Source organism: Bacillus sp. CHD6a (genome assembly GCF_001293645.1).
Lineage (GTDB): Bacteria > Bacillota > Bacilli > Bacillales > Bacillaceae_I > Sutcliffiella_A.
The window spans coordinates 288,116-315,093 of sequence record NZ_LBMD01000002.1; the positions used below are offsets into that span (position 1 = coordinate 288,116).

General features: G+C 41.8%; 20 protein-coding genes. 11 read left to right on the plus strand and 9 right to left on the minus strand.

What is annotated here, in order from left to right; all coding sequences use genetic code 11:
- The first annotated feature begins 104 nt into the window (after positions 1-104).
- Complete coding sequence (locus AAV98_RS04135; RefSeq protein WP_060664283.1) at positions 105-1,313, plus strand: MFS transporter; 1,209 nt, start codon at positions 105-107, stop codon at positions 1,311-1,313.
- A 142-nt stretch (positions 1,314-1,455) separates the two neighbouring features.
- On the opposite strand, the gene AAV98_RS04140 is transcribed toward AAV98_RS04135, so the two are convergent.
- The 3 genes from AAV98_RS04140 to hpaB form a co-directional block, all read right to left on the minus strand.
- On the minus strand, positions 1,456-1,653 hold the full coding sequence (locus AAV98_RS04140; protein ID WP_060664284.1) for a YwbE family protein: 198 nt from the start codon (positions 1,651-1,653) through the stop codon (positions 1,456-1,458).
- Between the two features lie 64 nt (positions 1,654-1,717).
- Positions 1,718-2,668, minus strand: coding sequence for a glycerophosphodiester phosphodiesterase (locus tag AAV98_RS04145; RefSeq protein WP_060664285.1), 951 nt, complete (start codon positions 2,666-2,668; stop codon positions 1,718-1,720).
- 116 nt (positions 2,669-2,784) lie between these two features.
- Positions 2,785-4,230 (minus strand): 4-hydroxyphenylacetate 3-monooxygenase, oxygenase component, encoded by a 1,446-nt coding sequence (hpaB, locus tag AAV98_RS04150; protein ID WP_060664286.1) that lies wholly within the window; start codon positions 4,228-4,230, stop codon positions 2,785-2,787.
- Between the two features lie 140 nt (positions 4,231-4,370).
- On the opposite strand from hpaB, the gene AAV98_RS04155 reads away from it, so the two are divergent.
- Positions 4,371-5,480 (plus strand): alanine racemase, encoded by a 1,110-nt coding sequence (locus AAV98_RS04155; RefSeq protein WP_060664287.1) that lies wholly within the window; start codon positions 4,371-4,373, stop codon positions 5,478-5,480.
- Between the two features lie 25 nt (positions 5,481-5,505).
- Here AAV98_RS04155 and AAV98_RS04160 read toward each other — a convergent pair whose 3' ends face one another.
- Positions 5,506-6,894, minus strand: a complete 1,389-nt coding sequence (locus AAV98_RS04160) for a dipeptidase (protein WP_060664288.1) — start codon at positions 6,892-6,894, stop codon at positions 5,506-5,508.
- Positions 6,891-8,381, minus strand: coding sequence for an amidase family protein (locus AAV98_RS04165; RefSeq protein ID WP_060664289.1), 1,491 nt, complete (start codon positions 8,379-8,381; stop codon positions 6,891-6,893). The genes AAV98_RS04160 and AAV98_RS04165 overlap by 4 nt, the downstream gene beginning before the upstream one ends.
- A 615-nt stretch (positions 8,382-8,996) precedes the next feature.
- Between AAV98_RS04165 and AAV98_RS04170 the strand changes: the two genes are divergently transcribed.
- The 3 genes from AAV98_RS04170 (at position 8,997) to AAV98_RS04180 (ending at position 14,258) form a co-directional block, all read left to right on the plus strand.
- Positions 8,997-10,739, plus strand: coding sequence for an ABC transporter ATP-binding protein (locus tag AAV98_RS04170; RefSeq protein WP_060664290.1), 1,743 nt, complete (start codon positions 8,997-8,999; stop codon positions 10,737-10,739).
- Positions 10,720-12,528, plus strand: a complete 1,809-nt coding sequence (locus AAV98_RS04175; RefSeq protein ID WP_060664291.1) for an ABC transporter ATP-binding protein — start codon at positions 10,720-10,722, stop codon at positions 12,526-12,528. The genes AAV98_RS04170 and AAV98_RS04175 overlap by 20 nt, the downstream gene beginning before the upstream one ends.
- Positions 12,529-12,794: 266 nt before the next feature.
- Complete coding sequence (locus tag AAV98_RS04180) at positions 12,795-14,258, plus strand: alanine/glycine:cation symporter family protein (protein WP_060664396.1); 1,464 nt, start codon at positions 12,795-12,797, stop codon at positions 14,256-14,258.
- A 53-nt stretch (positions 14,259-14,311) separates the two neighbouring features.
- Here the strand turns inward: AAV98_RS04180 and AAV98_RS04185 are convergent, their stop codons facing one another.
- Positions 14,312-15,274, minus strand: a complete 963-nt coding sequence (locus AAV98_RS04185) for an EAL domain-containing protein (protein WP_082380760.1) — start codon at positions 15,272-15,274, stop codon at positions 14,312-14,314.
- Between the two features lie 210 nt (positions 15,275-15,484).
- Here AAV98_RS04185 and AAV98_RS04190 point away from each other — a divergent pair, with 210 nt between their 5' ends.
- The gene (locus tag AAV98_RS04190; RefSeq protein WP_060664292.1) at positions 15,485-16,768 is read left to right on the plus strand and encodes an ATP-binding protein; all 1,284 of its coding nucleotides are present in this window, start codon (positions 15,485-15,487) and stop codon (positions 16,766-16,768) included.
- 329 nt (positions 16,769-17,097) lie between these two features.
- On the opposite strand, the gene AAV98_RS04195 is transcribed toward AAV98_RS04190, so the two are convergent.
- Entirely contained in the window at positions 17,098-18,624 is a 1,527-nt protein-coding gene (locus AAV98_RS04195; protein ID WP_060664293.1) for an FAD-dependent oxidoreductase, read from the minus strand.
- 172 nt (positions 18,625-18,796) lie between these two features.
- Between AAV98_RS04195 and AAV98_RS04200 the strand changes: the two genes are divergently transcribed.
- Both AAV98_RS04200 and AAV98_RS04205 read left to right on the plus strand, forming a co-directional pair.
- Positions 18,797-20,140 carry a DEAD/DEAH box helicase gene (locus tag AAV98_RS04200; RefSeq protein WP_060664294.1) on the plus strand — a complete coding sequence of 448 codons (1,344 nt, stop codon included), beginning with the start codon at positions 18,797-18,799 and terminating at the stop codon, positions 20,138-20,140.
- A 596-nt stretch (positions 20,141-20,736) separates the two neighbouring features.
- A complete protein-coding gene (locus AAV98_RS04205; RefSeq protein ID WP_060664295.1) occupies positions 20,737-21,549 on the plus strand; it encodes an N-acetylmuramoyl-L-alanine amidase in 813 nt (270 codons plus the stop codon).
- A gap of 81 nt (positions 21,550-21,630) precedes the next feature.
- Here the strand turns inward: AAV98_RS04205 and AAV98_RS04210 are convergent, their stop codons facing one another.
- Complete coding sequence (locus tag AAV98_RS04210; protein WP_060664296.1) at positions 21,631-22,842, minus strand: cytochrome P450; 1,212 nt, start codon at positions 22,840-22,842, stop codon at positions 21,631-21,633.
- Between the two features lie 435 nt (positions 22,843-23,277).
- Between AAV98_RS04210 and AAV98_RS04215 the strand changes: the two genes are divergently transcribed.
- Both AAV98_RS04215 and AAV98_RS04220 read left to right on the plus strand, forming a co-directional pair.
- Entirely contained in the window at positions 23,278-24,459 is a 1,182-nt protein-coding gene (locus AAV98_RS04215; RefSeq protein WP_060664297.1) for a zinc-ribbon domain-containing protein, read from the plus strand.
- Positions 24,460-24,498: 39 nt separating this feature from the next.
- A complete protein-coding gene (locus AAV98_RS04220; RefSeq protein ID WP_060664298.1) occupies positions 24,499-25,629 on the plus strand; it encodes a S1C family serine protease in 1,131 nt (376 codons plus the stop codon).
- A 42-nt stretch (positions 25,630-25,671) separates the two neighbouring features.
- On the opposite strand, the gene AAV98_RS04225 is transcribed toward AAV98_RS04220, so the two are convergent.
- Positions 25,672-26,094, minus strand: coding sequence for a C40 family peptidase (locus tag AAV98_RS04225; RefSeq protein WP_060664299.1), 423 nt, complete (start codon positions 26,092-26,094; stop codon positions 25,672-25,674).
- A 100-nt stretch (positions 26,095-26,194) separates the two neighbouring features.
- Here AAV98_RS04225 and AAV98_RS04230 point away from each other — a divergent pair, with 100 nt between their 5' ends.
- Positions 26,195-26,959 (plus strand): arylamine N-acetyltransferase, encoded by a 765-nt coding sequence (locus AAV98_RS04230; protein WP_060664300.1) that lies wholly within the window; start codon positions 26,195-26,197, stop codon positions 26,957-26,959.
- The last annotated feature ends 19 nt before the right edge of the window (positions 26,960-26,978 follow it).

Consider the following 26,978-nt stretch of genomic DNA (forward strand, 5'->3'; position numbering starts at 1 on the left):
CGCAGCCTCTCTTTGGAAATGAATCTTCGTATGTGGAGATTCATTTTCCTATTTATTAGCATTTGTTACGCAGGCGCGTCTTTTTATTATGGGAGAGTGTAAGAATGGTACCGATTCAGAATAAAGAAGTGTTATGGACAAAATCGTTCATCATGTTGATGGTAGGAAATTTGTTTGTATTCATGTCGTTTCAGATGCTGATTCCGACGCTACCTCCATATGTAAAATCGCTGGGTGCGACAGGCTTTGAAATTGGATTGGTGACAGCCTTATTTTCCATTGGTGCCGTGTTGAGCAGACCATTTATCGGGTATATGCTGGAGTACCGGGCACGAAAACCGCTTGTGATGATTGGAGCAATTGCATTGCTTGCTGTGACAATTATCTATCCGTTATCTCAAATAGTGGTGGTATTTCTATTATTCCGTTTGATTCATGGTCTGGCATGGGGATGGTCCACAACGGTAAACGGGACCGCAGCGGTAGATGTTATTCCGCGTTCCCGTCTTGGGGAAGGAATGGGATATTACGGACTATCGATTACGATTGGGATGATTATTGCCCCGAGTCTGGGAATCTATCTTTATCAGGTTACAGAGTTTTCCAACTTGATTATGGTAAGTGCGATCCTTGGTGTGATTGCACTTGTGCTGTTAGCTGTGGTTCATTACCAAACGCCTGCTCTAGTGGAAAAGACGAATAAGGAGGACCTCAAGTTTTCCTATTTTGGTTCCCTTGTGGAAAAGAGCAGCTGGTATCCCGCGTTTGTAACATTAATTGCGACGTTTGGGTACGGATCCATTGTTACTTTTATTGTTATATTTGGAGAAGAACGTGGCATTGATCAGATTTTCCTTTTCTATCTTGTTAATGCGATTATGGCTTCACTATCTCGTCCGATAGCAGGTAAATGGTTTGATAATCATGGTCCTCGCGGCTTGGTGCTATTGTGTATGTTCCTATCATTTGTTGGAATGTGGGTGCTTTCCTTTGCACACTCTAATTTGTTAATTATAATAGCTGGTGCGTTATTTGGGGTAGGGTTCGGATCTTTGATTCCAACTTTACAATCATGGACATTATCTATGACACCTGAAAATCGCCGAGGAGTGGCAAACGGCATGTTCTTTTCCTCTATCGACCTTGGAATTGGACTAAGCGGAATCATTTTTGGTCTCCTTGCCCAATTCGTCCAAACCGCCGCACTCTTCCAAATCTCCAGCACCTTCATGCTCCTCGCCATGCTCTTCGCATGGATTGAAGGAAAACGAAGAAAACGAACACTCCTTGAAGAGGTAAGGGAAGGGGCTTGAATAAAGAGGTATTATAAAGGGGTCTGACCCGCTGTGCGTTAAAGTGGTGAAGAGGTAAAGAGGTAAAGAGGTAAAGAGGGGTCTGACCCTCACACTGTTAAAGCATTAAAGCAAAAAAGCGTAACCGCCATTAAATGGAGGGTTACGCTTTTTCGATTTGTTTGACCCTGCCGACTTGTCCGTCTTGGAGGCGGACTTTGATGCCGTGGGGGTGGTTGGGGGATTTGGTCAGGATATCTTTGACGATCCCGCTTGTAAGTTTGCCTGTGCGTTGGTCTTGTTTAAGTACAATTTTAACTGTTTGGCCGATAGAGATATCTGACCGTTTTTGTCCATTCATTTGTAGAGCCTCGCGTTTTCATATTTACTACTAGTTATTATAGCATATCAGAGCTCCCGTATCCTCAGTATCCCATTTCCTTCCTCACCTCGAGCAGTAGGTCTGGGCGATTGGTCAGGATCCCATCTGCCCCGCGTTCAAGCAAGTAGCGCATCGTTTCCTTATCATCAATCGTCCAGTAGTGCATCTGCACGCCGCTCCGTTGCGCATCGCCTATCAGCCTCTTATTTGTTAAATCGAAGATACTCTCTTGTAAAGGTACTTGAAAGGCATCTACGTCTGGATTATACAAGTTGCGGACAAATAGCTTGTGAAGAAGGACGAATCTAGTGATTTCCTGTCTGCCACCAACAAGTGCCACTTTCCCCTTTGTTATACGATTAAATGTCTCCAAAATTTCCTGGTCAAAGGAGGCGACAAGCAACGTATCTTCTCTGTTATACTGTTTGGTCAGCTCCCATAGCTTCCTTGCAATCTCTTCAAATTTTTCAGGAGGGTTGGTGTCTTTTATCTCGATCTCGATTCGGGTGTTAGGAAAGGTTTGAAACATCTCTTCCACGGTAGGGATGGTAGTTCCTTTTCCACGATAACTGTTATTGCCTTCAAGATCTACGAAATGAAAGCCTGCATCTAACTGTTTTATTTCCTCTAAGGTCAGCTCTGCAACCGTTCCTTGCCCATTAGTAGTCCGATCGACGGTGGGGTCATGGATTGCAACTAGGTGCCCGTCTCTGGTGATATGTATATCTGTTTCTAGAACATCAACCCCCATTTCGACGGCCTGCTCAAATGCGATCATCGTATTGGAAGGGGCTAGGTGTTCCCCGCCTTGATGGGCAATAACTAACGGGACTCCACCATTTTCAAAAAAAGGTTTTGATGCTTGTTTGTTAATTGGGAAAAAAGTGAAAATAAAACCTAGTGTGCCAAGCGTTCCGACAATGGTCCCCAAGGTTACCAAAACTTTTCTTTTCTTACGGGTTTTCTTTTTTGAAGGAATAGTAATTTCGGCCATGTGTGAACAACCTTTCTATTTTCGTCTATTAGTACTTTAATTATAGAATACTCAGAAAATAAAAAAAGAGGGCAGCCGTAAATTTTCGGCTCCCCTTGGTCAGCTAGTAAATGAGCTCATTCTAAAAACCCTAACTCCCTCGCGACATCGTCTACAAGTTCTTTTCGGTTGTATTCTTGATACAGTCCCATGGCTAATCGGGTTGGACACCCAAAGAAGAAGCGTTCGTACAGGGTTTGACGGGAACCGAACGCACTCATGCTGACATCCCAAGCTAATCGGAACAGTTTGATGCGACTTTTCGCATCAGTTGTGGCGGATTGAAGGTATTGGTCAATGTCGGGGCGTATTGGAGATTCCATGTCAGCTTCTGTCGGGATGGATACCAGTCCGCTAGCACCAAGCAGCTGCAGAATTTCCATAAATCTTGGATACACTTTCGGAAACTGCACGACCGCAACGGACAAAGGCGTGACGTCCGGAATCATTGTTCCATGTTTATCTGGCTTAGCGTTGATTTCTGAAGCAAGGAGCAATGCTTTATGATTTTCCACTGCAATGATCATCTCGCTTATCTTTTCTTTTACATGGCCATATTCGCCAATCGCAATGGTGTTGACTAAAAGTTGTGCAATCCCTAAAACAAACTCAGCTTTCATCACCTGTCTTGACACGACCTGGTGGGTGACAAGCGGTTTAAAATTACTAAATGAATACAGTTTATTGGCGACATCAATATTTTCCGATACAAATACCCGTTCCCACGGCACCAAAACATTATCTAGTACGACAATAGCATCCATCTCCTCGAACCTTGACCCAAGTGGATGGTTGAACCGAGAAGAGTCATAAGAAAAGGATTCACGACAGATAAATTTCAGTCCTTCTGTGTTACTTGGAATACTGAATGCATATGCGAAGGGTTCTTCAAACATTTTCAATCCAGAAGACGAGATGATAATCTCATCTGTGATCCCACCTTGTGTAGCCAACAACCTCGCGCCCTTAATGATAATCCCTTCCGATGTTTTATCAATCATCCGTGCCGCTACAATATTATCCTCATCCTCGTAATGAAAAGATGAGCGGTTTACTTGTGGGGAGATAAATGTATGAGTGAAAGAGAGATCCTTTTCTCTAGCGTACTCATAAAAGTTTTTCAGGTTCTTTGGAAATTGCGGTCCTTGTTCCTCGAGTAGGTCCGCAGAGGAGGCCAGAGCCATCAAGGTAGAGTTTTTGTAGTCGGGGGAACGCCCCATCATTCCAAAGGTTGATTTTGCCCAAACCTGAACCATCTTTCGTCTTTTCTCCAGATCCTCTTTAGTTGTTGGCCGGAGAAAAGAAGTTCCTACCAGATTTCCGGTTGAATCAGATTTAAATGTCATAATGTCTTTGTACTTTTCATCGTGTTGCATATCAAACAAAGCAGCTTGACTTTTCATGACTCCTGAAAAAGCCGGGTGCTCTGAAATATTACCTTGGACCTGTTTTCCGTTATGCCATACATTTGCCTGAAGCGAGTTGATTCGGTCCAAATACTGTTTGCCATTGATTATTCCCATGCATCTCACCCTTTGCCGAGATTACTTCTTTCAATGTATGCATATGGGATTGTCTGATTTCCAAATGTGCTTTCATCCACATTTTCAATGGCCCTCATAGCGTGGTATAGTGAGGAAAAGAAGGTCTGGAGGGAGAGAAAATGGAGCAGGAATGGAAGGAACTTGATACACCGACCCTATTATTGGAAAAAGAGATTTTAATGGGAAATATCCGTAAAATGGGCGAATTTGCTCGGATGAAAAATGTAAGTTTGCGACCGCATATTAAAACGCATAAATCCGTCGAGATTGCCAGACTACAGATGGAGCATGGGGCAATTGGCATCACCACTGCAAAAGTACAAGAAGCAGAAGTGATGGCCGCATCAGGAATTAAAGATATCTTGGTCGCTTATCCGGTTTCAAGCCCTGCAAAAATAGAACGAATTATTGCTCTTTTGAATCAAGGTGTGGATTTGAAAGTTACCGTGGATAATTTAGATCAGGTTAAGATACTTCAAAAAGCATTGGAACAAACGAATCACACGTTAGAAGTCTGGATAAAAGTGAATTCTGGTTTGAACCGATGTGGCGTCGAGCCGGGAGAGGGAGCCTTAGAGCTTGCAAGAGCAATAATCTTATTATCACGGCTTCGAATTGGCGGTATCTTCACCCATGCCGGTCATTCCTATGGAGCAAATGGACAGGAAGAGCTAGAGCGCATTGCACTAGCGGAAGCAAATGCGGTGGTCAAAAGCGCCGAAGCATGTGAAAACGCAGGTATTCCGATTGTGGTAAGAAGTGTCGGTTCTACCCCCACTTATCGACTCTCTGGATTAGTTGATGGAATAACAGAAGTACGGCCCGGCAACGCCGTCTTTTTTGATAGCATTCAAGTAGGACTTGGTGTAGCAGACAGATCAGAATGTGCGTTAACTGTTTTGGCCTCTGTCGTGGGTGTTTATAAAGATAGAATGGTTTTGGATACAGGTAGTAAAACATTGTGTCTGGATAAGGGTGCACATGGATTAGACTCTGTTAAGGGATATGGCTATGTAGTAGACCATCCGGAACTGACGATTGAGAGGCTGTCCGAGGAGCATGGTGTGGCGGTCTTTGAAGGTAGCTGCAAATTGCGACTGAATGATAAAGTGCGCATTATTCCAAATCATGCGTGTACAGTGGCTAATATGTTTGATGAGTATGTGGTTGTGGATGGGGATTGCGTTGTGGATAAGTGGAAGGTGGATGCGAGGGGGATGCGGAAGTAAGCCGCACCCCAAACCATCACTAGACTTACTCCACATCCAACGCTACCGCCAATTCCTCCCAATACGCACAAAGTGTCAGCAAACCTTTATCAAAATTCTTCAGCTTAAAATTTTCATTTGGTGCATGCACATTGTCAGAAGGCAGTCCAAAGCCCATCAACACAATAGGTGCTTGCAACACTTCATCCAAGGTCGAAACAATTGGTAAAGAGCCGCCACCACGGGTAAAAGTGGTCTGAACTTCCCAAACCTTTTCAAAAGCATGATTTGCCGCTTGAATGGCAGGGTGATTGAATGGTGTCACAAAAGGCGCTCCTTTGTCAAAAAGGGAAACGGTTACTTCTACGCCAGCAGGTTTATGCATCGTAACGTGTTCCTGCAAAAGTGCCAGAATTTCATCGGGATCCTGATCTGGTACGAGGCGGCATGTTATTTTCGCATGTGCTTCAGATGGAAGGACCGTTTTAATTCCTTCTCCTTGGAATCCACCGTATACGCCGTTTATTTCCAGAGTCGGACGTACCCATGTCCGTTCATAAAAGCTATATCCTTTTTCTCCATAAAATTCTTGTACCCCAACTTCTTCTTTAACAGAAGCTTCATTAAAACCAATCGCTTCAAAGGCTGCTTTCTCTTCTGAGGTCAATGGAACAACCTTGTCATAGAAACCATCGACTGTGACCAAGCCATCGCCGTTATGAAAAGAATTTAGCAATTCCACCACTGCATGGATCGGATTAGCCACAGCTCCCCCGTAAAGACCGGAGTGGAGGTCACGTTTTGGGCCTTTTACATCTAGTTGAAATCCGCACATCCCGCGCAGACCATAGCAGATGGTTGGTTTGTCTTCTTCAATCATCGATGTGTCTGACACCACCACTACATCAGCAGCAAGCAATTCTTTATTTTCCTCAATAAATGTTGGCAAATTCGGACTGCCGACTTCTTCCTCTCCTTCTATACAAAACTTAAAGTTAAATGGCAGTGTTCCCGTCGTCGCAAGAACAGCCTCCACTGCCTTTATATGCATAAAGGTTTGCCCTTTGTCATCGCTAGCACCGCGTGCGTAAATGCGCTCATCACGGATTGCGGGTTCAAAAGGCGGGGTATCCCATAAATGAAGGGGGTCAACGGGCTGAACATCATAGTGCCCATATATTAGTACGGTGGGCTTGTCCTCTCCTGCGTGCAGCCAATCACCATATACAACGGGGTGTCCTTCTGTTGGGTACAACGAAACATTTTCCATTCCAAGCCTTCTTAAAGATTCTGCCATCCATTGTGCAGCTCGTAATGTATCTGCATTATGTGCCGGCAGGGCGCTTACACTAGGAATTGATAAAAGATCCTTTAACTCTTCTAAATGCCTTTTTCTATGGTCTGATAAATAAGAAGTAATGGTTGCGGTTGTCATGATTTTACCTCCGTTTTTTGAAATGTAGGTGCTTTACGAAGCTTTGTTGTTTGTTCATAACCATAGGCAATTTGAATGAGGGTGCTCTCTTCAAAGGCTCTTGCGGTAAATGTCACACCAACTGGTTTTCCTTCTTTTGTATAGCCAGCAGGAACAGTAATGGAAGGATAACCAGCCTTGGCAGGAATACCGGCGCCGAAGTTGTTAGGCGTGAGAATTGCGTCAAGTCTATGTTCTTTCATGACGGCATCTATACCGCCTTCCCTAGACCGATAAAGATCTTTTTCACGACTAGAGATATATTCTTCTTCGGTTAATGTACCAGTGTATTTTTCACTTTCTTCCAAGACAGTCTGCTTATGCTGAAGCATTTTAGAGGGATTTTTTTCATTAAAAGCAATTAAATCTTTTAAACTCTTAATCGTTACAGAAGGACCGGTGTTGCGCAAGTAAGCGTTTAGACTTGGCTTAAATTCATAAAATAACGTATGGTAATCCCATTCTTCTTTTGCAAACGGAATGTCGATGGAACCTATGACTTCTGCACCTTTTTCTCTAAGGGTAGCAATTGCTTCTTCCATAAGTAGGGCTTCCTCGTCAGTGAAATAGGTGAAATAAGGGTCGCGGGCCACTCCTATCCGCATCCCGTTAAGTCCTTCATTTAATAGGAAAGAAGTGTAGGATATTCCCGGATTCGGATTTGTTTTGGTGGCAGTATCTTTTTCATCTGGTTGAGTTAGGGCACTTAGAACGATGGCAGCATCTTTGACTGTTTTGGTCATTGGCCCGGCAGTATCCTGACTAAAGGATATAGGGATAATCCCCTTGCGGCTGATAAGGCCAACAGTTGGTTTAATGCCGACAATGGAATTGGAACTTGCAGGACTTAAAATAGAACCGGAAGTCTCCGTACCAATCGCAGCTGCTGCTAAGCCGGCAGCGACTGCAGCGCCGGAACCGCTACTTGAACCACCAACATCAAATTGGCCGGGACCATAAGGGTTAAGGACTTGTCCACCTCTAGAGCTGTAGCCGTTCGGCATCTTTTCCGTCATGAAATTAGCCCATTCCGTCATATTGGTTTTGCCAAGGATGACTGCTCCAGCTTTTCTTAATTGGCTTGCGACGGTGGAATCCTTTGTTGCCACATGATGTTCCAAAGCAAGAGAGCCTGCGCTTGTATGCATCATATCGCCTGTATCAATATTATCTTTTAACAGAATGGGAATGCCGTGAAGAGGCCCACGTGCACCGGACTGTTTTCTTTCCAAGTCAAGCGCTTCGGCAATAAATAGTGCATCAGGATTAACTTCAAGCACCGAGTTCAACTTTGGCCCGTTTTTATCATATTTGCTGATACGGTGAAGATACATAAGAACTAAATCTTTTGAAGTAACTTTGCCATTTGCCATCGCCGCTTGCAGCTCCTCAATCGTCGCATTCGGCAACCAATCGTCCACAAGCCCAGAGAGTTTCGGGTGGTTCATTCAAAAAACCTCCTTTATAATTTGGGGTAAGCATTAAACAGTATCTCCTGTAGATGGTAGTGCAAGGTGTGAGACCACGAGGCAAAGCGAAGCAACTGAAAAACAGAACATCATGTAATTAGTAATTTCAAGCTGTGGATTGGAGCAAAAGGCGAAGACTCCTCGAAAATGCTACGCATTTTCTTCGTGCGATGAATCGCTGCCGAAGCCTTCCTTGTCCTGAGGGAGATAGCTGTAGCTTGAGACCCCTCAATCGTTGCGAGGGGGCTCAAGCACAGCCCCTAGGAAAGCGAAGCCGTTTGCGGAAATCCACAGCGGCGTTTAAACAATTACTACAATCAAAGACTTTTTCAGAGCCTCAAGTACCGTCCCGCGGAAAGCGTACACCTGGAACGGAAATCTACAGGAAGTTAGGCCAGTAAACTTTTTTCAACATCCTACCAATAATAATAATTCAAACTATTTAAAAAACATAGTAATAAAGGTATGATAATAAGATAATATATAAATTTCAAGATATTCGTTTCGCTAAACGAAGTACCGCATGCGTTTCAAATAGATTTACTCATTTCAACGCAGACTAAACAGATTGAAAGGTTTGGAGGATTACGTATTATGGGGAGAATTTTTTCATACTTAAAACCGTATAGGCTGGCCGTATCAATCGCCTTGCTCCTAATGCTGACAGAACTCGTTGTGGAGCTGTTGCATCCGCTTCTAATGGCAAAAATAATTGATGAAGGAATTTTGACAGGCGACTTGGATGCAGTGATGAAATGGGGAGGTATCATGGTGTTGTTCTCCTTTATCGCTTTTGCTGCAGGAGTTACTAACTCTTTTTTTGCTGCCCATGTCAGTCAAAATTTCGGATTTGACATTAGAAGAGGGTTATTTGGAAAAATACAGTCGTTTTCGTTTGCAAATTTTAGCTTGTTTCCGACTTCTTCCCTCATCACAAGAATGACAAACGATGTCACCCAAATTCAAAATACAGTCTTTATGAGTTTACGAATCATGCTCCGGGCACCGCTTCTTGTGGTAGGTGGCGTGATTATGGCCTTGATTGTAAATTGGCAGCTGGCTATATTTCTTGTCATTGGGGTACCGGTCCTTTTCCTTTTCCTGATATGGGTGATGAAAAAAGGTGGTGCGCTGTTCAAAGCTGTACAGGAAAAACTGGATGGCGTGAATAATGTTATGCGAGAAAACCTTGGAGGCATCCGCTTAATTAAAGCTTTTCTCCGTAGAAAGCATGAAATTAATCGATTTGGACGTGCAAGTGAGGAGTTAAAGGATCAGACGGTATCTGCACTTCGATTGATGGAGATTACTATGCCGATACTCCTACTAATTATGAACGGAAGCATCCTTGCTGTGCTATGGTTCGGTACAATCGGCGTCTCAAACGGCGGTGCCCAAGTAGGGGAAGTTGTCGCAATTGTCAACTATGCTACCAGAATCACCGGTGCACTTTCTATCTTTTCTTTTATAATCATGGCATTTGCGCGTGCGAAAGCCTCTGCTCATAGGATAACAGATGTGTTGGAGGAAGAAATAGATCTAGTGGATAAGATAGATGTGGATAAGGAAGCGACATTCCTTAATGGTGAAATTGAATTTGAGTCGGTAGCGTTTCGTTATCCAAACACAGACATTCCGGTTTTAGAGGATATCAGCTTCCGTGCCGAAGCAGGATCGACCGTTGCTATTATGGGAGCCACAGGTGCTGGTAAATCTTCCTTATTCCAATTAATTCCTAGGCTTTACGATGTGGATCAAGGAATCATCCGAGTAGATGGAAAAGACTTAACGGATCTGTCTTTGAAAAAACTGAGAAAACAAATTGGTTATGTGCCACAGGAAGCACTTCTTTTTTCAGGAACGGTTAAAGAAAATATCGCCTGGGGGAAAGAGGATGCTACATTAGAAGAAATCATTCAGGTAGCGAAGGATGCACAGATTCATGAAACCATTGATCGTTTGCCCAAAAAGTATGAGACGGTTCTCGGCCAAAAAGGGGTCAATCTCTCCGGTGGACAAAAACAACGTCTTTCCATTGCAAGGGCTCTTGTGAGGAAACCGAAGATACTTATGCTAGATGACAGTACAAGCGCACTTGATCTAAAAACAGAAGCAAAGCTGCTCGCGGCCATTAAGAAGTATCAATGTACGATGTTCATTGTGACACAAAAGGTAAGTACAGCCATGGAAGCAGATAAAATCCTTCTTATTGAAGACGGAATGCTCCTGGAAGAGGGAAGTCATGACAAACTTATGGCTACCTCTGATCTTTATATGAAGATTTATCAGTCGCAGTTTGGAACGGAGGTGGCAGAACATGTCCAAGCGTATAAGTAGCAGTGCCGCCGTTGCAAGTAAAGCGAATCCTAAGCCGAAAGCAAAGGATTGGAAGGGTACCATCAAACGAGTTTGGAGTTATTTAGGCGAAAATAAAGGCTTATTGGTACTTGTGTTGCTAATGGTGGTTGCTAGTTCCGCTTTAGGACTTTTGGGTCCTTTTATTGTCGGAATGGCCATTGATAATTATGTAGTGGAACAAAATACTTCAGGACTAATAAATGTCCTAATAGGTCTTGTTTTCATTTATATTTTCTATTCTCTATCTATGTGGCTTCAGAACTACTGGATGGTTGGGATTGCGCAAAATACGGTATTGAAGATGCGAACACAGTTATTTGAACATTTACACAAGCTTCCGATCCCCTATTTTGATAAGAGGCAGCATGGTGAATTAATGAGCCGTGTTACCAATGATATGGAGAATGTCAGTTCGACATTAAACAGTTCTGTCATTCAGATTTTCTCCAGTATCTTGACTTTGGTTGGAACTGTTTCGGTCATGTTATATTTAAGTCCAATGCTTACAGCCATTACACTAGTAATCGTACCAGTCATGTTCTTTGGATTAAGATGGATTACAAACCGAACAGGCCCATTGTTCAAACAAACCCAAAAGAATCTTGGGGAACTAAATGGCTATATTGAGGAAACGATCTCGGGACAGAGAATCGTAAAAACGTTCTCCCAAGAAGACAAGGTGATGGAGGAATTTACGAAGAAAAGTTTGAACCTAAAAAAGTCCGCATACTGGGCCCAAACCTATTCCGGGTTTATCCCAAAACTTATGAATATGTTGAATAATTTAAGCTTTGCCATTATTGCAGGAGTTGGTGGAATACTGGCTTTAAATACGGAATCCGGAATAACCATCGGAGTTATCGTTATTTTCGCGGAGTACTCCAGACAATTCACACGTCCGTTAAACGACCTTGCCAACCAGTTTAATACGTTGCTGTCTGCTGTTGCTGGTGCGGAGCGGGTGTTTGATGTGCTTGATGAGGAAGAGGAAGAAAGTGATGAAACCGAGGCAATGGAACTGGAAACAGTTAGAGGTGAAGTAGAATTTCGTGATGCTTCCTTCTCCTATGAGGAAGATGACATGACTATTCGCAACATAAGTTTTCATGTTGACGCAGGGGATACAGTAGCGTTTGTTGGTCCGACGGGTGCTGGTAAGACAACGGTCATCAATTTGATTTCAAGGTTCTATGACCTCGATAGTGGTAGTATCTTATTGGATGGTCACCCAATCAATAGAATTAAACGCTCTAATTTACGAAAACATATGGCCTTCGTTTTACAGGATTCGTTTCTTTTTGAAGGGACGGTTCGAGAAAATATCCGGTACGGAAGACTGAATGCTACGGACAAGGAAGTAGAAGAAGCGGCAAAAATGGCCAATGCACATTCCTTTATCAGAAAATTACCAGGAGGATATGATTTCAAGCTGAAGCAGGATGGAAGCGGAATTAGTCAAGGACAGAAACAGTTATTGTCCATTGCGCGTGCAGTGTTAGCAAATCCTACCATTTTAATACTTGATGAAGCAACAAGTAGTATTGATACGATTACGGAGATGAAAATCCAGGAAGCACTCCAACGCTTGATGGAGGGAAGAACTAGCTTTGTTATCGCCCATCGCTTGAATACCATTCAAAGTGCCGATCAGATTCTGGTACTGAAAGAAGGGCAAATCATTGAAAAAGGATCACACAGTGAATTGTTAACAGAAGAAGGGTTTTACTATGATTTGTTTACTAGTCAGTTGAAGAAGGAAGTAGGATAATAAGGATATTTTATTGCACCTGTCCGTTCTTGAAAAGTTATCATGAACGGATAGGTGCTTTTTCGCTTATGTTCTACAATTTATAAAAAAACCATCATATTTTTCCCGGGAAATACGTCGTCCTGTAAAGTTTCTTGTCTTAACTTCGCATATATTGTATGAGACATGTATTGTCTAATTACTGAATATGATTTATAATGCAGTACAGAACGAAAATTCTAAATATTACAAATAAGTTAAAGGGGGATTACAATTTGGATGCATTTATGCAAGATCCGATTGGTGGTTTAGTAAGTCTTCTTTGGAGCACACCTATGATTGTTTTCTGTTTGGGAGTCGGATTGTTATTTACCATTTTGACAAAGTTTGTACAAGTAAGATTATTCGGGGATATGGTGAAGCAAATATTCTCTGGTAAGTCGTCTAAAGCAGGGGTTTCTTCCTTTCAGGCATTATCTATTTCATTATCAGGCCGTGTAGGAACCGGAAATATTGCTGGTACAGCAACTGCTATTGCGATGGGGGGACCCGGTGCCGTATTTTGGATGTGGACCATCGCTTTTATTGGAGCTGCGAGTGCATTTATTGAATCCGCTCTTGCTCAAGTATACAAATCAAAGCAAGATGGAGAATATCGTGGGGGTCCAGCCTATTACATAGAAAAAGGTATTGGCTGGAAATGGTATGGAATTGTCTTTGCATCTGCTGCACTTTTAGCAATGAGTTTATTAATGCCAGGATTGCAGGCTAACGCCATTGGAACAGGATTGAATAATGCTTTTGGAATTAATAAGCAAGTAATCGCTATTTCACTTGTTGTTATCATTGGGTTAATTATTTTTGGTGGAGTTAAACGTATTGCGTCTGTTGCTCAATTTGTCGTTCCTTTCATGGCCATAGCGTATATGTTAGTAGCTCTTGGTATCATTGTAATGAATATTACAGAGCTGCCGTCAGTATTCGGCTTGATTTTCCGTAGTGCATTTGGCTTTGATTCTGCGTTTGGTGGAATCATTGGGGCAGCTATTGCATGGGGCGTTAAACGTGGAATCTTCTCCAATGAAGCGGGTCAAGGTACTGGTCCCCATGCAGCAGCGGCTGCTGAGGTATCACACCCGGCTAAACAAGGGTTAGTTCAAGCGTTCTCTATCTATATTGATACTATTCTTGTTTGTTCTGCTACAGCATTCATGATTCTTTTCACAGGATCTTATAATGTAGTAGATCCAGCAAATGAGGGGCAATTCCTTGTCAACAACCTTGGTGCAGGAGTGGAAGCAGGAGCGGAATACACTCAGGCTGCCGTTGAGACCGTCTTACCTGGCTTCGGTGCGGGGTTTGTTGGAATTGCTTTGTTATTCTTCGCATTTACAACCATTATGGCTTATTACTATATTGCAGAAACCAATGTTGCGTACTTGGTTAGAGGAAGAAACAATAAGATCCCAATGTTCATATTAAAGGTAGTTCTTTTAACTGCCACTTACTTTGGAGTAGTCAGAACCACTCAAGTAGCATGGAATTTGGGGGATATTGGACTTGGATTAATGGTATGGCTCAATCTGATTGCGCTCCTCCTCCTTGCGAAACCGGCCCTTGCAGTGCTAAGGGATTATGATGAACAAAGGAAGCAAGGTGTGGATCCTGTATTTAACCCTGACAAATTGGGTATTAAAAATGCGGAGTTCTGGACAGAGGAATATAAAAAGGATGATGAGAAGGCATCCTGATAGGACCCAAAAAGCCCCCACCTCTAATTTTTAGTGGTGAGGGCTTTTATAATTTATATTGCCATAGTGTCCATCTTTGTTATAGGACTCGGTTTTCCAATAAAATAACCTTGTCCATAATGTACTCCTATATCCCGGCAAAATTGGAGTTCTTCTTTTCTTTCAATTCCTTCTGCCAACACTTTGATATCTAGTTTTGTAGCAACATTTAGGACGCTTTTTAAGAAGAGTTGCTTTTCAAGTATCGTATCACAATTAGAAACATAGTCACGGTCTATTTTGACAAAGTCGGGTTGTAGCTTCTCAAGTATCTCCAGATTCGAATATCCTGCACCAACATCATCTAATGCCACTTTCATACCAGATTTCTTATATGTCTTAAATATTGATTCTAAATGGTCGATATCATGAATTCTTTCGGACTCTACCACTTCAAAAACGAGCTGATCAGGTGTGATATGATTTTCATTTACAATTTTGAATGTATGCTGCAGGCAATATTCTGGATTGTAAATGGATGATGGCAGGAAGTTGATAAATAATTTTATGTGGGAAGGAATCTGTTGCTTACTTCCTGAAACAATGGAGCTTTCACGAGCCTTTTGGTCTAGATAATTATGTAGATTCGTTTCACGGGCGAATTCAAATAGTTTAAATGGTGGAACAGACTGCCCCTTCCAGTGTGGGCGTAACAAGCACTCGAATGCAAATAGTTCATCGTTGTTCTGTAAGTCTATGATTGGTTGAAAATGTGTGGTGAAGGAATTGCATTTAATTAATTCTAATAGATGATGGTTTTTCACCAATTCCAACAAATGATCCGGTGTACAGTACCCCCTTTGCGAAGTTTTCACCAAAACGTCTGACTTTTCATTTCTGGTATCTATTTTTCTAAGAAGCTGTTCTAAATCCTCAAGCGATTCGAAAAGATGTGCCTCTTCTAATACCCCTCTTTTAATGAAAAATACTCCAGAATGTTCTAACTCTTCAGGTACCCCGCAATCCGTACAGTGCATTAAATCACCCCCTATTATATTTAGGATAATTTTACTATTAATTATATGTTGGCAGAAGTTTTTAGACTGAAATGTTGAAAAAAAGGTTTGAATTGATGGAAAGTAGTAGAATTGATACATTTTTTGACGAATGGAACAAGGGTTTTCTCTAATCTTGTCGAAACATAACTATACGATACTATTTTAAGGATATGGTTAGGAGCGGCTTGTATGTTGACGGAAAAACTACTTTTACATGTATTGATCATCTTAGCACCGGTGCTGATTTATTATGTTGTTTCCGAAAATAAAAGGTTTGGTCAATCGCCATATTTTATTGGGATCTTGCAGGGGCTTTCAGCGAGTCTGTGTTTATTTTTTGCGTTCTATGATTATGGCCTCTATTGGGACTTGAGATACATACCGTTGGTTCTAGCCATCCTATATGGCGGACCAAAGGCTGGGGTTATTGTGCTCGCTGCCATCTTAGGGACAAGAACATACCTTGGAGGAGATGCTTTGGCATTTGGCTATGTTAGCGGTCTAGTTGCAGCAGCTATCCCATTTTTGATGCTAAGACGATTTAATAAGATAAAAATGAAGAAAAAAAGAATTGGTTTTGCTGTGCTTGTAGGGTTATGGCCAAACTTTGTCATGCTAGCAATCTTAATAGCTTACTTGGTCAGTTCTCCAACTGTAACCGATGGATCAAATCTACTATTATACATCCTGCTATTCGGTATGATTCAAGTTGTAGGTGTCGGTTTCGCGTCCACTTTACATGAAGCGGTGTTGGAGCGAGAATTGATGAAGCAGGAAATAAGGCGTGCGGAAAAGTTAAATACATTAGGTGAACTTGCTGCGTCCATTGCTCATGAAGTAAGAAATCCATTAACGGTTGTGAAAGGGTTTCTCCAACTCATGCATAAAGAGGACAAGGGGAAGAATTATCAATATATTGGACTAGTATTAAGTGAATTGGCAAGAGCGGAGTCTATCATAAACGACTACCTCAATTTTGCCAAACCAGAGTTTAAAAAAATTGAAAGTGTTGATTTGGGAGAAGTATTGAATGATGTAAAAATGTTGTTAAATCCATTAGCGGTAAAAGAAGGCATTCATCTAGAAAGTTATCTTGATAAGAATGTTTTTATGGAAACAGATAAAAACCAGTTTAAACAAGCACTTGTAAACATTCTAAAAAACGCAATCGAAGCCACTCCTCAAGATGGAAGAGTCTATATTAAGTTGTTTTCCAATGCATCAGGCATAGAAATTCTCATTAAAGATACAGGAAAAGGCATGACCAAGGAACAAGTGTCTCGCATTGGGACCTTATTTTATACAACCAAGGACAAAGGGACAGGTCTTGGCACCACTGTTTCGATGCGGATCATTGATACGATGAATGGTAAGGTTATGTATTCAAGTGAGATTGGGAAAGGGACTGAGGTGAAGATTTCTTTTCCGCCTGTGAGGCAGGAGGAACAGGCTAGGAAGGAGTCGGTTGTGTGATAAAAAAGAAGAGACTGTCCAATAACTAGGGAGGTCACTGAAAAAGTCTTGATTTTAGTTTTTTTATAAATACCGCTGTTGATTTCCGCAAATGGCTTCGCTTTCCTAGGGGCTGACGAGAGCCTCCTCGGCTTCGCCTGCGGGGTCTCCACCTAGCGCTAGCTCCCTCAGGACAAGCAAGGCTTCGGCAGCGATTCATCGCACGAAGAAAATGCGTAGTCGAGGAGTCTTCGCCTTTTGCTTCAATCAACAGCTAGGAATCATAAAAAACTTTACGTTATTAGTTTTTCAGTGGCCTCATAATTTAGACAGCTTCTTCTTTTCTTACTCTACAATTTCTCCAACGGTTTATCAGCTGGGCCTTCTAGTACATCGCCATAGATGGAAAAGCGTGAGCCGTGGCATGGACAATCCCAACTTCGGTCACCGTGGTTCCATTCCACTTCACATCCAAGGTGCGTACAGGTCGTGTCGACGCAGTGCACTTCTCCTTTGTCGTCTTTGTAAGCTCCTGCACGGCGACCGTTGATCATTACCACTCCGCCTTCATCAAGTCCAAGGTCTTCAGGCTTTTTAGAGGGGCGGTCTAACTTGCCTTCAATGAGGTGTCCGGCAACATTCATGTTAGAACTGATGAATTTTTTCAAGCTCGGGTCAGCAACAAAGCGAGACGGTGAGAATAAATCTTCATAATCGTTCTTTCTGCCAAGTATTATATCTTGTATGAGCAGTGCCGCTGCCGTACCGTTTGTCATTCCCCATTTCCTATACCCTGTAGCGATTAAGATATTTGGATGCCCAGACGTGATTCGACCTATATAAGGGACCTTATCTAATGTGTATAAATCCTGTGCAGACCATCGATACATAATTTCTTTGATTCCAAGCACTTCTTCACCGAAACTTTTCAACGCTTCGTAGTGTTTTAACGTATCTTTACCCTGACCTGTCCGGTGGCCGTCTCCACCAATTAAGGCAACCCTTTCTCCTTCTATTGTCACATAACGCAAAGACCTTGATGGCTGACCGGCACTGTAATACATGCCCTCAGGTGGTTCTTTTTCTGTTTTTGCAGCTAGCACATAGGAACGTTCAGCATACATTCTTGTAAAAAAGAAACCATTGCCATCGTAGAAAGGAAAATGAGAGCCTGCAACAATATAGTCACACTCAATTTTCGCTCCGTTTTTCGTCACTACCGATAATCCACGTGATTCCTCTACATCTGTCGCTACAGTATGTTCAAAAATTTCGCCCCCTTTTTCAACAATGCCATCTACTAACACCTTCAGATATTGCAGCGGGTGAAACTGTGCCTGATTTTTCATGACGACGACAGATTTAGTCTCCATTGAAAAAGGAATGTCATAAGTTAAGTCACCATGGATTCCTAGTGTTTGATAAGCCTCGAATTCTTTTCGTACCTTTTGGTCATCCTGCTCCGTTTGAGAATAAATATAGGCACTCTGTTCACTAAAGTCACATGGAATACGTTTAAGGTCCACAAGGTCTCTGATAAAATGTAGCCCTTCTTGGTTTGCTTGGTAATACAATTTTGCTTTTTCCTGTCCTAAATGTTGTAAGAGCTCATCATAGATCAGGCCGTGTTGAGCAGTCACTTTCGCAGTTGTGTGGCCCGTAGTTCCGTTTAAGATTTGATCTGCATCAATAAGAATGACTTTTAGTCCTTCTTGAGCTAGTTGATAGGCTGTCGTTATTCCAGTGATGCCACCGCCCACTACACATACATTTGTCTTTTTATTTTCATTTAATGTAGGAAAAGAGGGAAGATGTGCAGAGTCCCTCCAATATGCCTCAGGTCCTTTTGGAAGTTGGGTAACGTCATGTTGCTCCATTATGTAATTCCTCCTCTAACGTATATGGATATACATAATTTTTCCAAATTAAAGAAAAACATGTATCTTTTTTGCGGAAATGACAACGATATTTCTATTGGAACCTCTAGGGAAAAAGGGTAGAATGGAGAATAGCGTAAAACCCCTTATGAGGGTCATAAAGGAGAAAAAAATGTCTACAACTTTTATTAATACATTACAACCTTTTATACAAAACATTTGGGAAAACAGTGAATTTGTCGCTGCTACTCCTGTACAGGAGCAGGCGATCCCAGTAATTTTGGAAGGAAAAGACCTACTAGTCGAGTCACCGACAGGAACAGGTAAAACATTAGCATACCTATTGCCTATCATTGAGCGTATTGATTTATCTAAACAGCATCCACAGGCACTCATCGTGGCTCCGTCCAAGGAACTTGCCATGCAGATATTAGAACAAATACAGAAATGGACAGTAGGAAGCGAAATTACTGGCGCATCCTTCATCGGTGGAGCCAATGTGAAACGCCAAATTGAAAAGCTGAAAAAACGACCGCACATTCTCGTTGGAACACCTGGCAGACTGCAGGAATTAATTCAAATGAAAAAAATTAAGATGCATGAAGTGCAGTCCATTGTCATGGATGAAGCGGATCAGTTGTTTGTCCCTGAACATAAAAAGACTATTGAAAACATCATCAAGTCTTCTATGCAAGAAAGGCAGCTGCTATTGTTCTCGGCGACACTAAAAGAGGAGACTGAAAAGCATGCTGTGAACTTATTAAAGGAACCTCTTGTTATCAAGGTTACCAAGGCGGACTTGCCGCCAGCTCGAGTAGAGCATTTGTACACCGTGGTAGATCAGCGAGATAAAGCAAATGTCCTAGCTAATTTGCTTCGTGAGCCCGAGATAAAAGCATTAGCGTTTGTACGCGATATCGGAAACCTTGCCGTATTAACGGAAAAACTAATTTATAAACAGTTAAATGTCGGATTCTTGCATTCTGAATCCTCCAAACAGGAGCGTGAGAATGCCATGAAAAATTTCAGAAAAGATGAGTATCCGGTTCTTCTTGCGACAGATGTGGCCGCACGAGGTCTTGATATTAAAGAATTGAGTCATGTTATTCATTACGACCTACCCGAAGAAGTGGAAAGCTACGTGCACCGTTCCGGAAGAACAGGCCGCCAAGGAGCAGAAGGGACGGTTATTTCCATTGTTAGTGAACGTGAAGAGCGCCGGTTGAAGCAGTTTGCTCGCGAACTTGGTTTAAAACTAGAAAAGCGAGTTGTGTTTGGTGGGAAGCTTGTTGGTGAAGACCAGCTGAAGTCAGGAAAGTCTGGTTCAGGTGGGGGACGAGGCAAAGCTGGAAATGTGAAAAGATCTGTTGGGAACAAAAAGGCCGCCGGCACGAAGGGATCTTTTGGACAACAGAAGACAGGTGCCAAAGCTGGAGTTGTCAGTGGTTCTTTCAAAGGCGGAGAGAAGGCTAAAACGAAGAAACCGGGTTTAAAGAAACAAAGTAAGAAAAAATAATAATAGAATTTGATGCTATGTGGACCATTCCGATTTAGGAATGGTTTTTTGTTGTTTAGGAGACTGACGATTCCATTCTCCTCACTTTTCGAGGTCTTTGTGGCGGAAGTATGAAGAATTGCTGTTTTTAAGAAAAATGCTGATGTTTTTGGCGCGAAAATTTAGTTCGGACATTTACCTTCTGTCTTTGGACAATTGACGACGAGAAAATGAGGGGGTTCGGACAATTCAACTGGATAGTCCGGTCAACTTTTGCTATGGGTTCGGTCATTCAATTTTTTAGTTCGGTCAAATTTTGAAAAACTTCGGTCAACAATTTAAAATCTTTGGTCAACTTTCCGAAAACTTCGGACAACTTTCGAAAATCTTCGGACAATTTAAAAATCCCCAGCCAAAACGACCGATTAGAAGAAGCCCATTTAAACAAATGTCAATACATTCTACTTAAATGCCCCTCAAAAAATCTATTACCATAACACTTCCGGCCCCGGTAGCACCCCCACTCTATTAAACCTGTACCTTGTCTTCTGAATGTGCTGTACCCAGAACCTTTAAGACGAGCTGGAATAAAATGTATATAGAAAGGAGTGTAATCTATGGTAAGAATATCTTGGTCAGCCGGCCATGGTTTAAATACGTCTGGAAAAAGGACACCTGACGGAATGCGAGAATGGGAATTCAATAGTGCGGTAGTGGTAGAAGCAATTAAATTGCTTGATCAATATCAAAACGTCTTGCAATTAAGACTTGATGATCCAACTGGACAAAGAGATGTGCCTCTTCAAGAAAGGTCGAATCGTTCTAATAGTTGGGATGCCGATGTGCATATTGATGTCCATGCAAATGCTTTTGGTAATGGTGGATGGAATAAAGTTCAAGGTATTGAGACATTTGTATATACGACAAGACCTCCTATGGATGTTACGTTGGCAACAAACGTCCAAACAAGATTGATCGCCAATACGAAAAGGCCAGATAGAGGGGTGAAGGCAGATAATTTTCACATGTTAAGAGAAACTACAGCAGTTTCTATACTAGTTGAATGCGGCTTTATGACCAACAAGGAAGAAGCTGCGCTATTGAAGTCAGCTGCTTACAGGAAACTTTGTGCCCAATCTATTATTGAAGGTCTAGTAGAAACGTATAACTTAAAATTGAAGGAGGAAGATTTTGTGTTAGAAAGAGCCATTGTAATTAACAGTTTTGCAGATTTCCCAGTAACGGAATTGTTAGCGAATTATGTAAAAGCTCCTATCTATACAAGAAGGGTAGCGGAGAATGTTAAATTGGCAAAAGAATTATTAGTTGTGGGTGGTAACACAGAAGGATTGCAGGCTGACCGCATAATTCTGCTAGCGGGAAGAGATCGTTTTGAAACAGCTGCTAGAGTAAAAGAGTATATCGGTTAATTTAAAGAAGTGTAGGGTAAGGTGGTCCGTGTATATGTTTATAAAATACACGGACCACTTTTTCATATTTAAAACAACTCCCTATTGCACTACCGCTTTAAACTTCAACGCTTCAAAGCCGCGAAATATAATATTATTTCTTCTTACCGGTTCTTCGAGTATTTCCACGTCATGTACACGTTGGAGAAGTACCTCCAATGCTATGACAGCTTCTAGTCTGGCAAGTGGTGCTCCTAAGCAAAAGTGAGGTCCGGATGCGAAGGAGAGGTGCTTCACATTTTCTCTCGATACATTAAAAACATCAGGATACTCATGTATGTTAGGGTCACGGTTTGCTGCACCTAGAGCAATAAGGGCCGTCTGTGCCTTTTTAAGTTGTTGTCCACCAAATTCCATATCCTCCCCTACCCATCTTGAGGTAAGCAGGACCGGTGGATCATAACGCAGAATCTCTTCGACAGCATTTTCAATCAAGGAAGCGTCTTCTAAAAGCTTTTTCATTTCATCTTCGTGCGTAAGTAACAGATGATAGCCGTTTGTAATTAGATTAACGGTTGTTTCATGGCCAGCTATTAATAGCAATAAACAAGTCGCTACAAGTTCATCTTCGTTTAACTTGTCTCCAGAGTCGGAAACAGCAATCAGTCCGCTCAATAAATCTTCTCCTGGAAACACGCGTTTTGCCTCAATCAGGTTACGCATGTAACGGTCTGCCTCCTCAAGATGTGGAGCAACCGCTTCTAAATCCTCTTGGGTAGTATTAAAATCAATAAATTTAACGAAGGAATCAGACCATACGCGGAATCGGTCTCGGTCCTCTTTTGGCACTCCAATTAATTCTGTGATCACCATGACGGGTAGGGAATACGCAAAGTCGCGAATAAGTTCGTGTTCCCCCTTGCCTTTTCTTGTATCCAACAGGTAGTTTGCCATCTCTACAATAGTTGGTCGCAGGCGCTCGGTCATCCTTGGAGTAAAAGCTTTATTGACCAGCCCGCGGAGTCTGGTGTGGTTTGGTGCATCACGGAAAAGCATCATGTTCCGAGTGAGCATCACTACTGGCAGTAAAGTTTGTGGGATAGGTGGCATTTGCTCATCGGGCACAATGTTTCTTATTTCTTTTATAAATCTGGAATCTTTTAAAACCGACTCTACTTCCTTGTATCCGGTTATCAACCATCCGTTCACATTAAAGAATGAAACCCACTGAATGGGATTGATTTCATTTGCCTGTTTGAACATTTCGTATGGATTGTCTATAAATGCTTTTACAGGATCTGTTTGTACACTCATTAAAGTACCTCCCTCGTTAACTGCGAGTCCACTGAAATTTTCTTTGAATTTAAATATTGTTTAGACGCCGCTGTAGATTTCCTCAAATTACTTCGCTTTCCTAGGGGCGCTGCTGGAGCCTCCTCGGCTACGCCTGCGGGGTCTCCACCTAGCGCTATCTCCCTCAGGAGTCTTCGCCTTTTGCTCCAATCAACAGCTCGAAAATACAAAATACTTTATGATATCAGTTTTTCAGTGTCCTCGATAACTTCTCAACATTAACCATTCGCTAAAAAAAGAGGAAATCCTTGATAAAATTACAAAAAAGGAAAAAGTTTCTACCTTTTTCCTCCAGAAATACTGACCTCATTTGACACTTATCTAGCAATCTATTGTAGAATGGTGTAATAACTATGACGCGATTTAAGTACATAGACTGATGGAGGCTTATAGAGAATGTTTTGTCACAAATGTGGTAGGAAAGTGACGTCCGATGCAAATTTTTGCTTTAATTGTGGAGCGAATTTGAAGGATGATTTGGAACATAATGAAGAGCAATGGTTAGAAGGTAGAGGGAAAAATAAGAAAAAGCGTTTTACATATATGCCATTTTTACCTCCCATTATTAGTTTCGTATTGATTGCCGGAACTATTGGGTGGTACTACAATCATGAACAAAGTGTCAACGCAGAAGTACTTGCCATAAAAAAAGAAGCAGAAGACTTGGCTTTGCAAGGGGAATATGACCTGGCAAAGGACGAGTTGGCTGGTGCCATGTCATTGAGACCATCTTATCATGTCTTAAGAAATAACCTGGAAGTGGTGAAAATCGCGGAAGAGGTTAACGGAGAGTTGGAGGAAGTTAAAGAGCAGATCAAAACGAAGAAATTTGAAGATGCCGAAAAAAACCTAACGAGACTCCGAGAGAAAATCACTAGATTGGATGGACCATTGATTCAGCCATTAAAAGAAAATGTATCTGAAAAGGATGTCATGATTAAGGTCGGAAAAATCAATAATGAACTTGATCAGCTAAAAACAGTGGATGAACTTTCAAGAAAACTTGGTGTTATTTCCTCCATCCCCTCAGACGAAGGGAAGGCTGTAAAAGAGCAGATTTTAAATCGTATCGTACAGCTTACTGTAGAGGATGCGGAACAGAAAATGGAGCAAAAACAATTTACCAATGCGATGACTCTAGCGGACAGAGGGCTTCAATATGCGGTGAATGACAAGCGACTTCTTTCTTTAAAAGAAAAAATTGAGCAGTCTCGTCAAGAGTTTGAACAGGCGGAATTTGATCGCATAGAAAAGGCTATGGAAGCTGCAGCGAAAGAGGATTTAAAAAATAAAAATGCAGCTTTGGAAATTGTCGACTTTAAGGCAGCAGAGGATGAGGTTGGAGGAATGGCCGTCACTGGAGAAGTCAAGAATATCGTGTCAGCGAACGTGTCCTCCATTACCGTCTACTATAATATATTAAGCAAAGATAAAAATGTATTAGACACAGGTTTTACTACCGTTTACCCATTCAAATTGGAGCCAGGTAAAAAAGGTAAGTTTGAAGACTATTATTATGGTGTATTTGAAGATGTGACAGTGGAAATAGAGAACATCACATGGGTTGTAGAAGAGTAGAAAGTTACCGACACAGCCAAACATAAAGAAGGTGTAGGAATGAATGTAAGATGGTTCATCAGTATCATCATGACAATAATAGTAATTAGCGGGGGGATAATCGGATATTATCACATTAAAAATTCTGTCCCTGCTCAACTAACGGCCCCGTCTAAATTGTATCTAGAGTCGGAAGTAGTAGAAAAAGAGAATGTCCCCCAGGCCTTAAAGGAAATAATATTTGAGTCTCAAAAGTTGGTTGTGAAAATTGAGTTAGCCGACGGATCGTTTGGTTCAGGTTTTCTATACAACGATAAAGGCGATGTCATAACCAATGCTCATGTCGTAGCGAATGCAAAAGACGTGAAAGTAACCTCTGCAGATTCTAAGGAACTGACAGGGGAAGTTATTGGGATAAGTATAGACACGGATATTGCTGTGGTCCGCGTTCCAGAGCTTGAAGGCACCACCCCCTTCAAACTTGCAGAAACTAGAAAAGCAGAGCTTGGCGATGATGTTATCGCCTTGGGGAGTCCTTTAGGTCTGCAAAATACAGTTACAACAGGGATTATTAGTGGTGTCGGACGGGAGTTTGAAATTGATTCATTCAAGTATGAGGATGTATTTCAGATTTCTGCACCAATTGCTCCTGGAAATAGTGGCGGGCCGCTTATTGATACAAAATCAGGGGAAGTAGTAGGGATTAACTCCGCCACAATGGATCAAGGTGTTATCGGCTTCAGCATTCCCTTAGTTAATGTCATGCCGATGGTAGAAAGCTGGTCAGAGTCTCCAATGGAATCACTCCCAAGTATTGGAGCTAACACAACCGGCAATAGTGCAGGTGAAACATCAACGAATGTCGATATTGCAGAATACCTTGTCAATTATTTTTATGAAAGTATCAACTATCGAGACTATGTGACAGCCTACTCCTTGCTAGGAAGCAGCTGGCAATCCAAAACGGTGTATGAGGATTTTCGTGCAGGGTATTTGGATTTCTTAACGATTGAAGTAGATGATTTACTTACTAAACAGAATGGCAACAACGTGGAAGTTGTCACGGTCATCACTGCCCAAGAGCGTTCGGAAAAAGGAGTATCTTACAAGAAATTTAAGGTTACCTTTGAATTGGGACTCGAGAATGACCAGATGAAAATCCTCTCAGAGAAGCGGGAGAGTATGGAATAGAAATAAAAAGAGGCCAAGCAATTTATGCTTTGGCCTTTTTAATTACTCATATGACTTAGCATTCCCGACTATCCGTCTTGCACCTACCAGTTTTGTTCTCCAATAAGGATCCAAAGAAGCAATTGCCACTTTCTTTTCCACCCTCGATGTGTGTAAGATGGAATTATTACCAATGTAAATAGCTACGTGACCAATTTTGTTTAATCCCTTTAATTTTGCACGTTTGGGAGTAGTGAAGAACAAAAGATCTCCGCGCCTGACAGAGGAGAGTGAGACAGTTTTTCCTAGTAGGTACTGTTGTCTTGAAGTTCTCGGTAAAATAATGCCATGTGCACCATATACATATTGAACAAAGGAACTGCAATCAAACCTGTCCGTCTCCCCAGGATTCGCTCCAAACACGTATGGTGTACCAAGTAATTCCATGCCACTTTTAATTATTCGTTTTGCCTTTTGGAGGGACATATTAAAAACTCCTTCTTTCATTAACTGCTATATTAATAGATGAAAGATCATAGAGAATTGCTTGGACTATCTAAAAATTTCTTATATTGGAGGTAGGAATATGAGTGTAAAAGATAGATTCCTTAATTATTTAGGTGTAGAGGATAAAGAAACGAGTCTGGAATATTTAAACCAATTAATTGCAGCTCACCAGACAAAGGTAAGATGGGAAACCTGGACAAAGTTCCTTGATTTTGAGGAAAGAAAGCAGGAGAATTTTTATCTGCCAAGTATGGAGGAATACGTAGACAGAGTGATTAAAACAGGAACAGGCGGTACTTGCTGGACATTGGCCATGGGTTTCCATTATTTGCTGAAGGAGCTTGGATTTAAAGTCGATTACTTGTATATGACGCCTGGTCACCTTTGTTTACAGGTAGAGTTGGATCGACCCTATTATGTGGATGTTGGTTACTGTGCTCCCTTTTTTGAGGCGTTTCCTCTGCATGCCTCATTTGAAGTGTGTACGGATATGGAGACCTTCCGTTATCAGGTAAACGGAGAGGAGGCGTTGGTAGAGCGTACTCCGGGCCCTACAAAATCGTTAAAATTAAAACCTGTTACATTTGATGACGTGAAGGGTCCTCTGCTAGATTCCCATGATTGGGAGGAGGGGTTTTCTTTTCATAGCTTAAGGATGTTCGGCTATATTGATGGGGTCCCTTATCAGTTGCGGGAAAATTCCATTCGACGATTTAAGGATCAAACACATGTGGAAGAAGAATTAACCGACGAACAGATGCGATATTGGATAGAAGAAAAGTTCGGTGCAGATTACGGTGTATACATGCGAGCGAAGGAGATATATCGAAAACGGAAGGGATAAGGATGGTGGAGCAAGTCTA

Excerpts from the sequence above, each read along its gene's own strand:
- AAV98_RS04140 (WP_060664284.1), bottom strand. The coding sequence starts at position 1,653 with ATGAATGGACAAAAACGGTCAGATATCTCTATCGGCCAAACAGTTAAA.
- AAV98_RS04200 (WP_060664294.1), top strand. The coding sequence starts at position 18,797 with ATGTCTACAACTTTTATTAATACATTACAACCTTTTATACAAAACATT.
- AAV98_RS04215 (WP_060664297.1), top strand. The coding sequence starts at position 23,278 with ATGTTTTGTCACAAATGTGGTAGGAAAGTGACGTCCGATGCAAATTTT.
- AAV98_RS04205 (WP_060664295.1), top strand. The coding sequence starts at position 20,737 with ATGGTAAGAATATCTTGGTCAGCCGGCCATGGTTTAAATACGTCTGGA.
- AAV98_RS04170 (WP_060664290.1), top strand. The coding sequence starts at position 8,997 with ATGGGGAGAATTTTTTCATACTTAAAACCGTATAGGCTGGCCGTATCA.
- AAV98_RS04160 (WP_060664288.1), bottom strand. The coding sequence starts at position 6,894 with ATGACAACCGCAACCATTACTTCTTATTTATCAGACCATAGAAAAAGG.
- AAV98_RS04210 (WP_060664296.1), bottom strand. The coding sequence starts at position 22,842 with ATGAGTGTACAAACAGATCCTGTAAAAGCATTTATAGACAATCCATAC.
- AAV98_RS04225 (WP_060664299.1), bottom strand. The coding sequence starts at position 26,094 with ATGTCCCTCCAAAAGGCAAAACGAATAATTAAAAGTGGCATGGAATTA.
- AAV98_RS04145 (WP_060664285.1), bottom strand. The coding sequence starts at position 2,668 with ATGGCCGAAATTACTATTCCTTCAAAAAAGAAAACCCGTAAGAAAAGA.
- AAV98_RS04165 (WP_060664289.1), bottom strand. The coding sequence starts at position 8,381 with ATGAACCACCCGAAACTCTCTGGGCTTGTGGACGATTGGTTGCCGAAT.
- AAV98_RS04185 (WP_082380760.1), bottom strand. The coding sequence starts at position 15,274 with ATGCACTGTACGGATTGCGGGGTACCTGAAGAGTTAGAACATTCTGGA.
- hpaB (WP_060664286.1), bottom strand. The coding sequence starts at position 4,230 with ATGGGAATAATCAATGGCAAACAGTATTTGGACCGAATCAACTCGCTT.
- AAV98_RS04175 (WP_060664291.1), top strand. The coding sequence starts at position 10,720 with ATGTCCAAGCGTATAAGTAGCAGTGCCGCCGTTGCAAGTAAAGCGAAT.
- AAV98_RS04155 (WP_060664287.1), top strand. The coding sequence starts at position 4,371 with ATGGAGCAGGAATGGAAGGAACTTGATACACCGACCCTATTATTGGAA.
- AAV98_RS04220 (WP_060664298.1), top strand. The coding sequence starts at position 24,499 with ATGAATGTAAGATGGTTCATCAGTATCATCATGACAATAATAGTAATT.
- AAV98_RS04135 (WP_060664283.1), top strand. The coding sequence starts at position 105 with ATGGTACCGATTCAGAATAAAGAAGTGTTATGGACAAAATCGTTCATC.
- AAV98_RS04180 (WP_060664396.1), top strand. The coding sequence starts at position 12,795 with ATGCAAGATCCGATTGGTGGTTTAGTAAGTCTTCTTTGGAGCACACCT.
- AAV98_RS04195 (WP_060664293.1), bottom strand. The coding sequence starts at position 18,624 with ATGGAGCAACATGACGTTACCCAACTTCCAAAAGGACCTGAGGCATAT.
- AAV98_RS04230 (WP_060664300.1), top strand. The coding sequence starts at position 26,195 with ATGAGTGTAAAAGATAGATTCCTTAATTATTTAGGTGTAGAGGATAAA.
- AAV98_RS04190 (WP_060664292.1), top strand. The coding sequence starts at position 15,485 with ATGTTGACGGAAAAACTACTTTTACATGTATTGATCATCTTAGCACCG.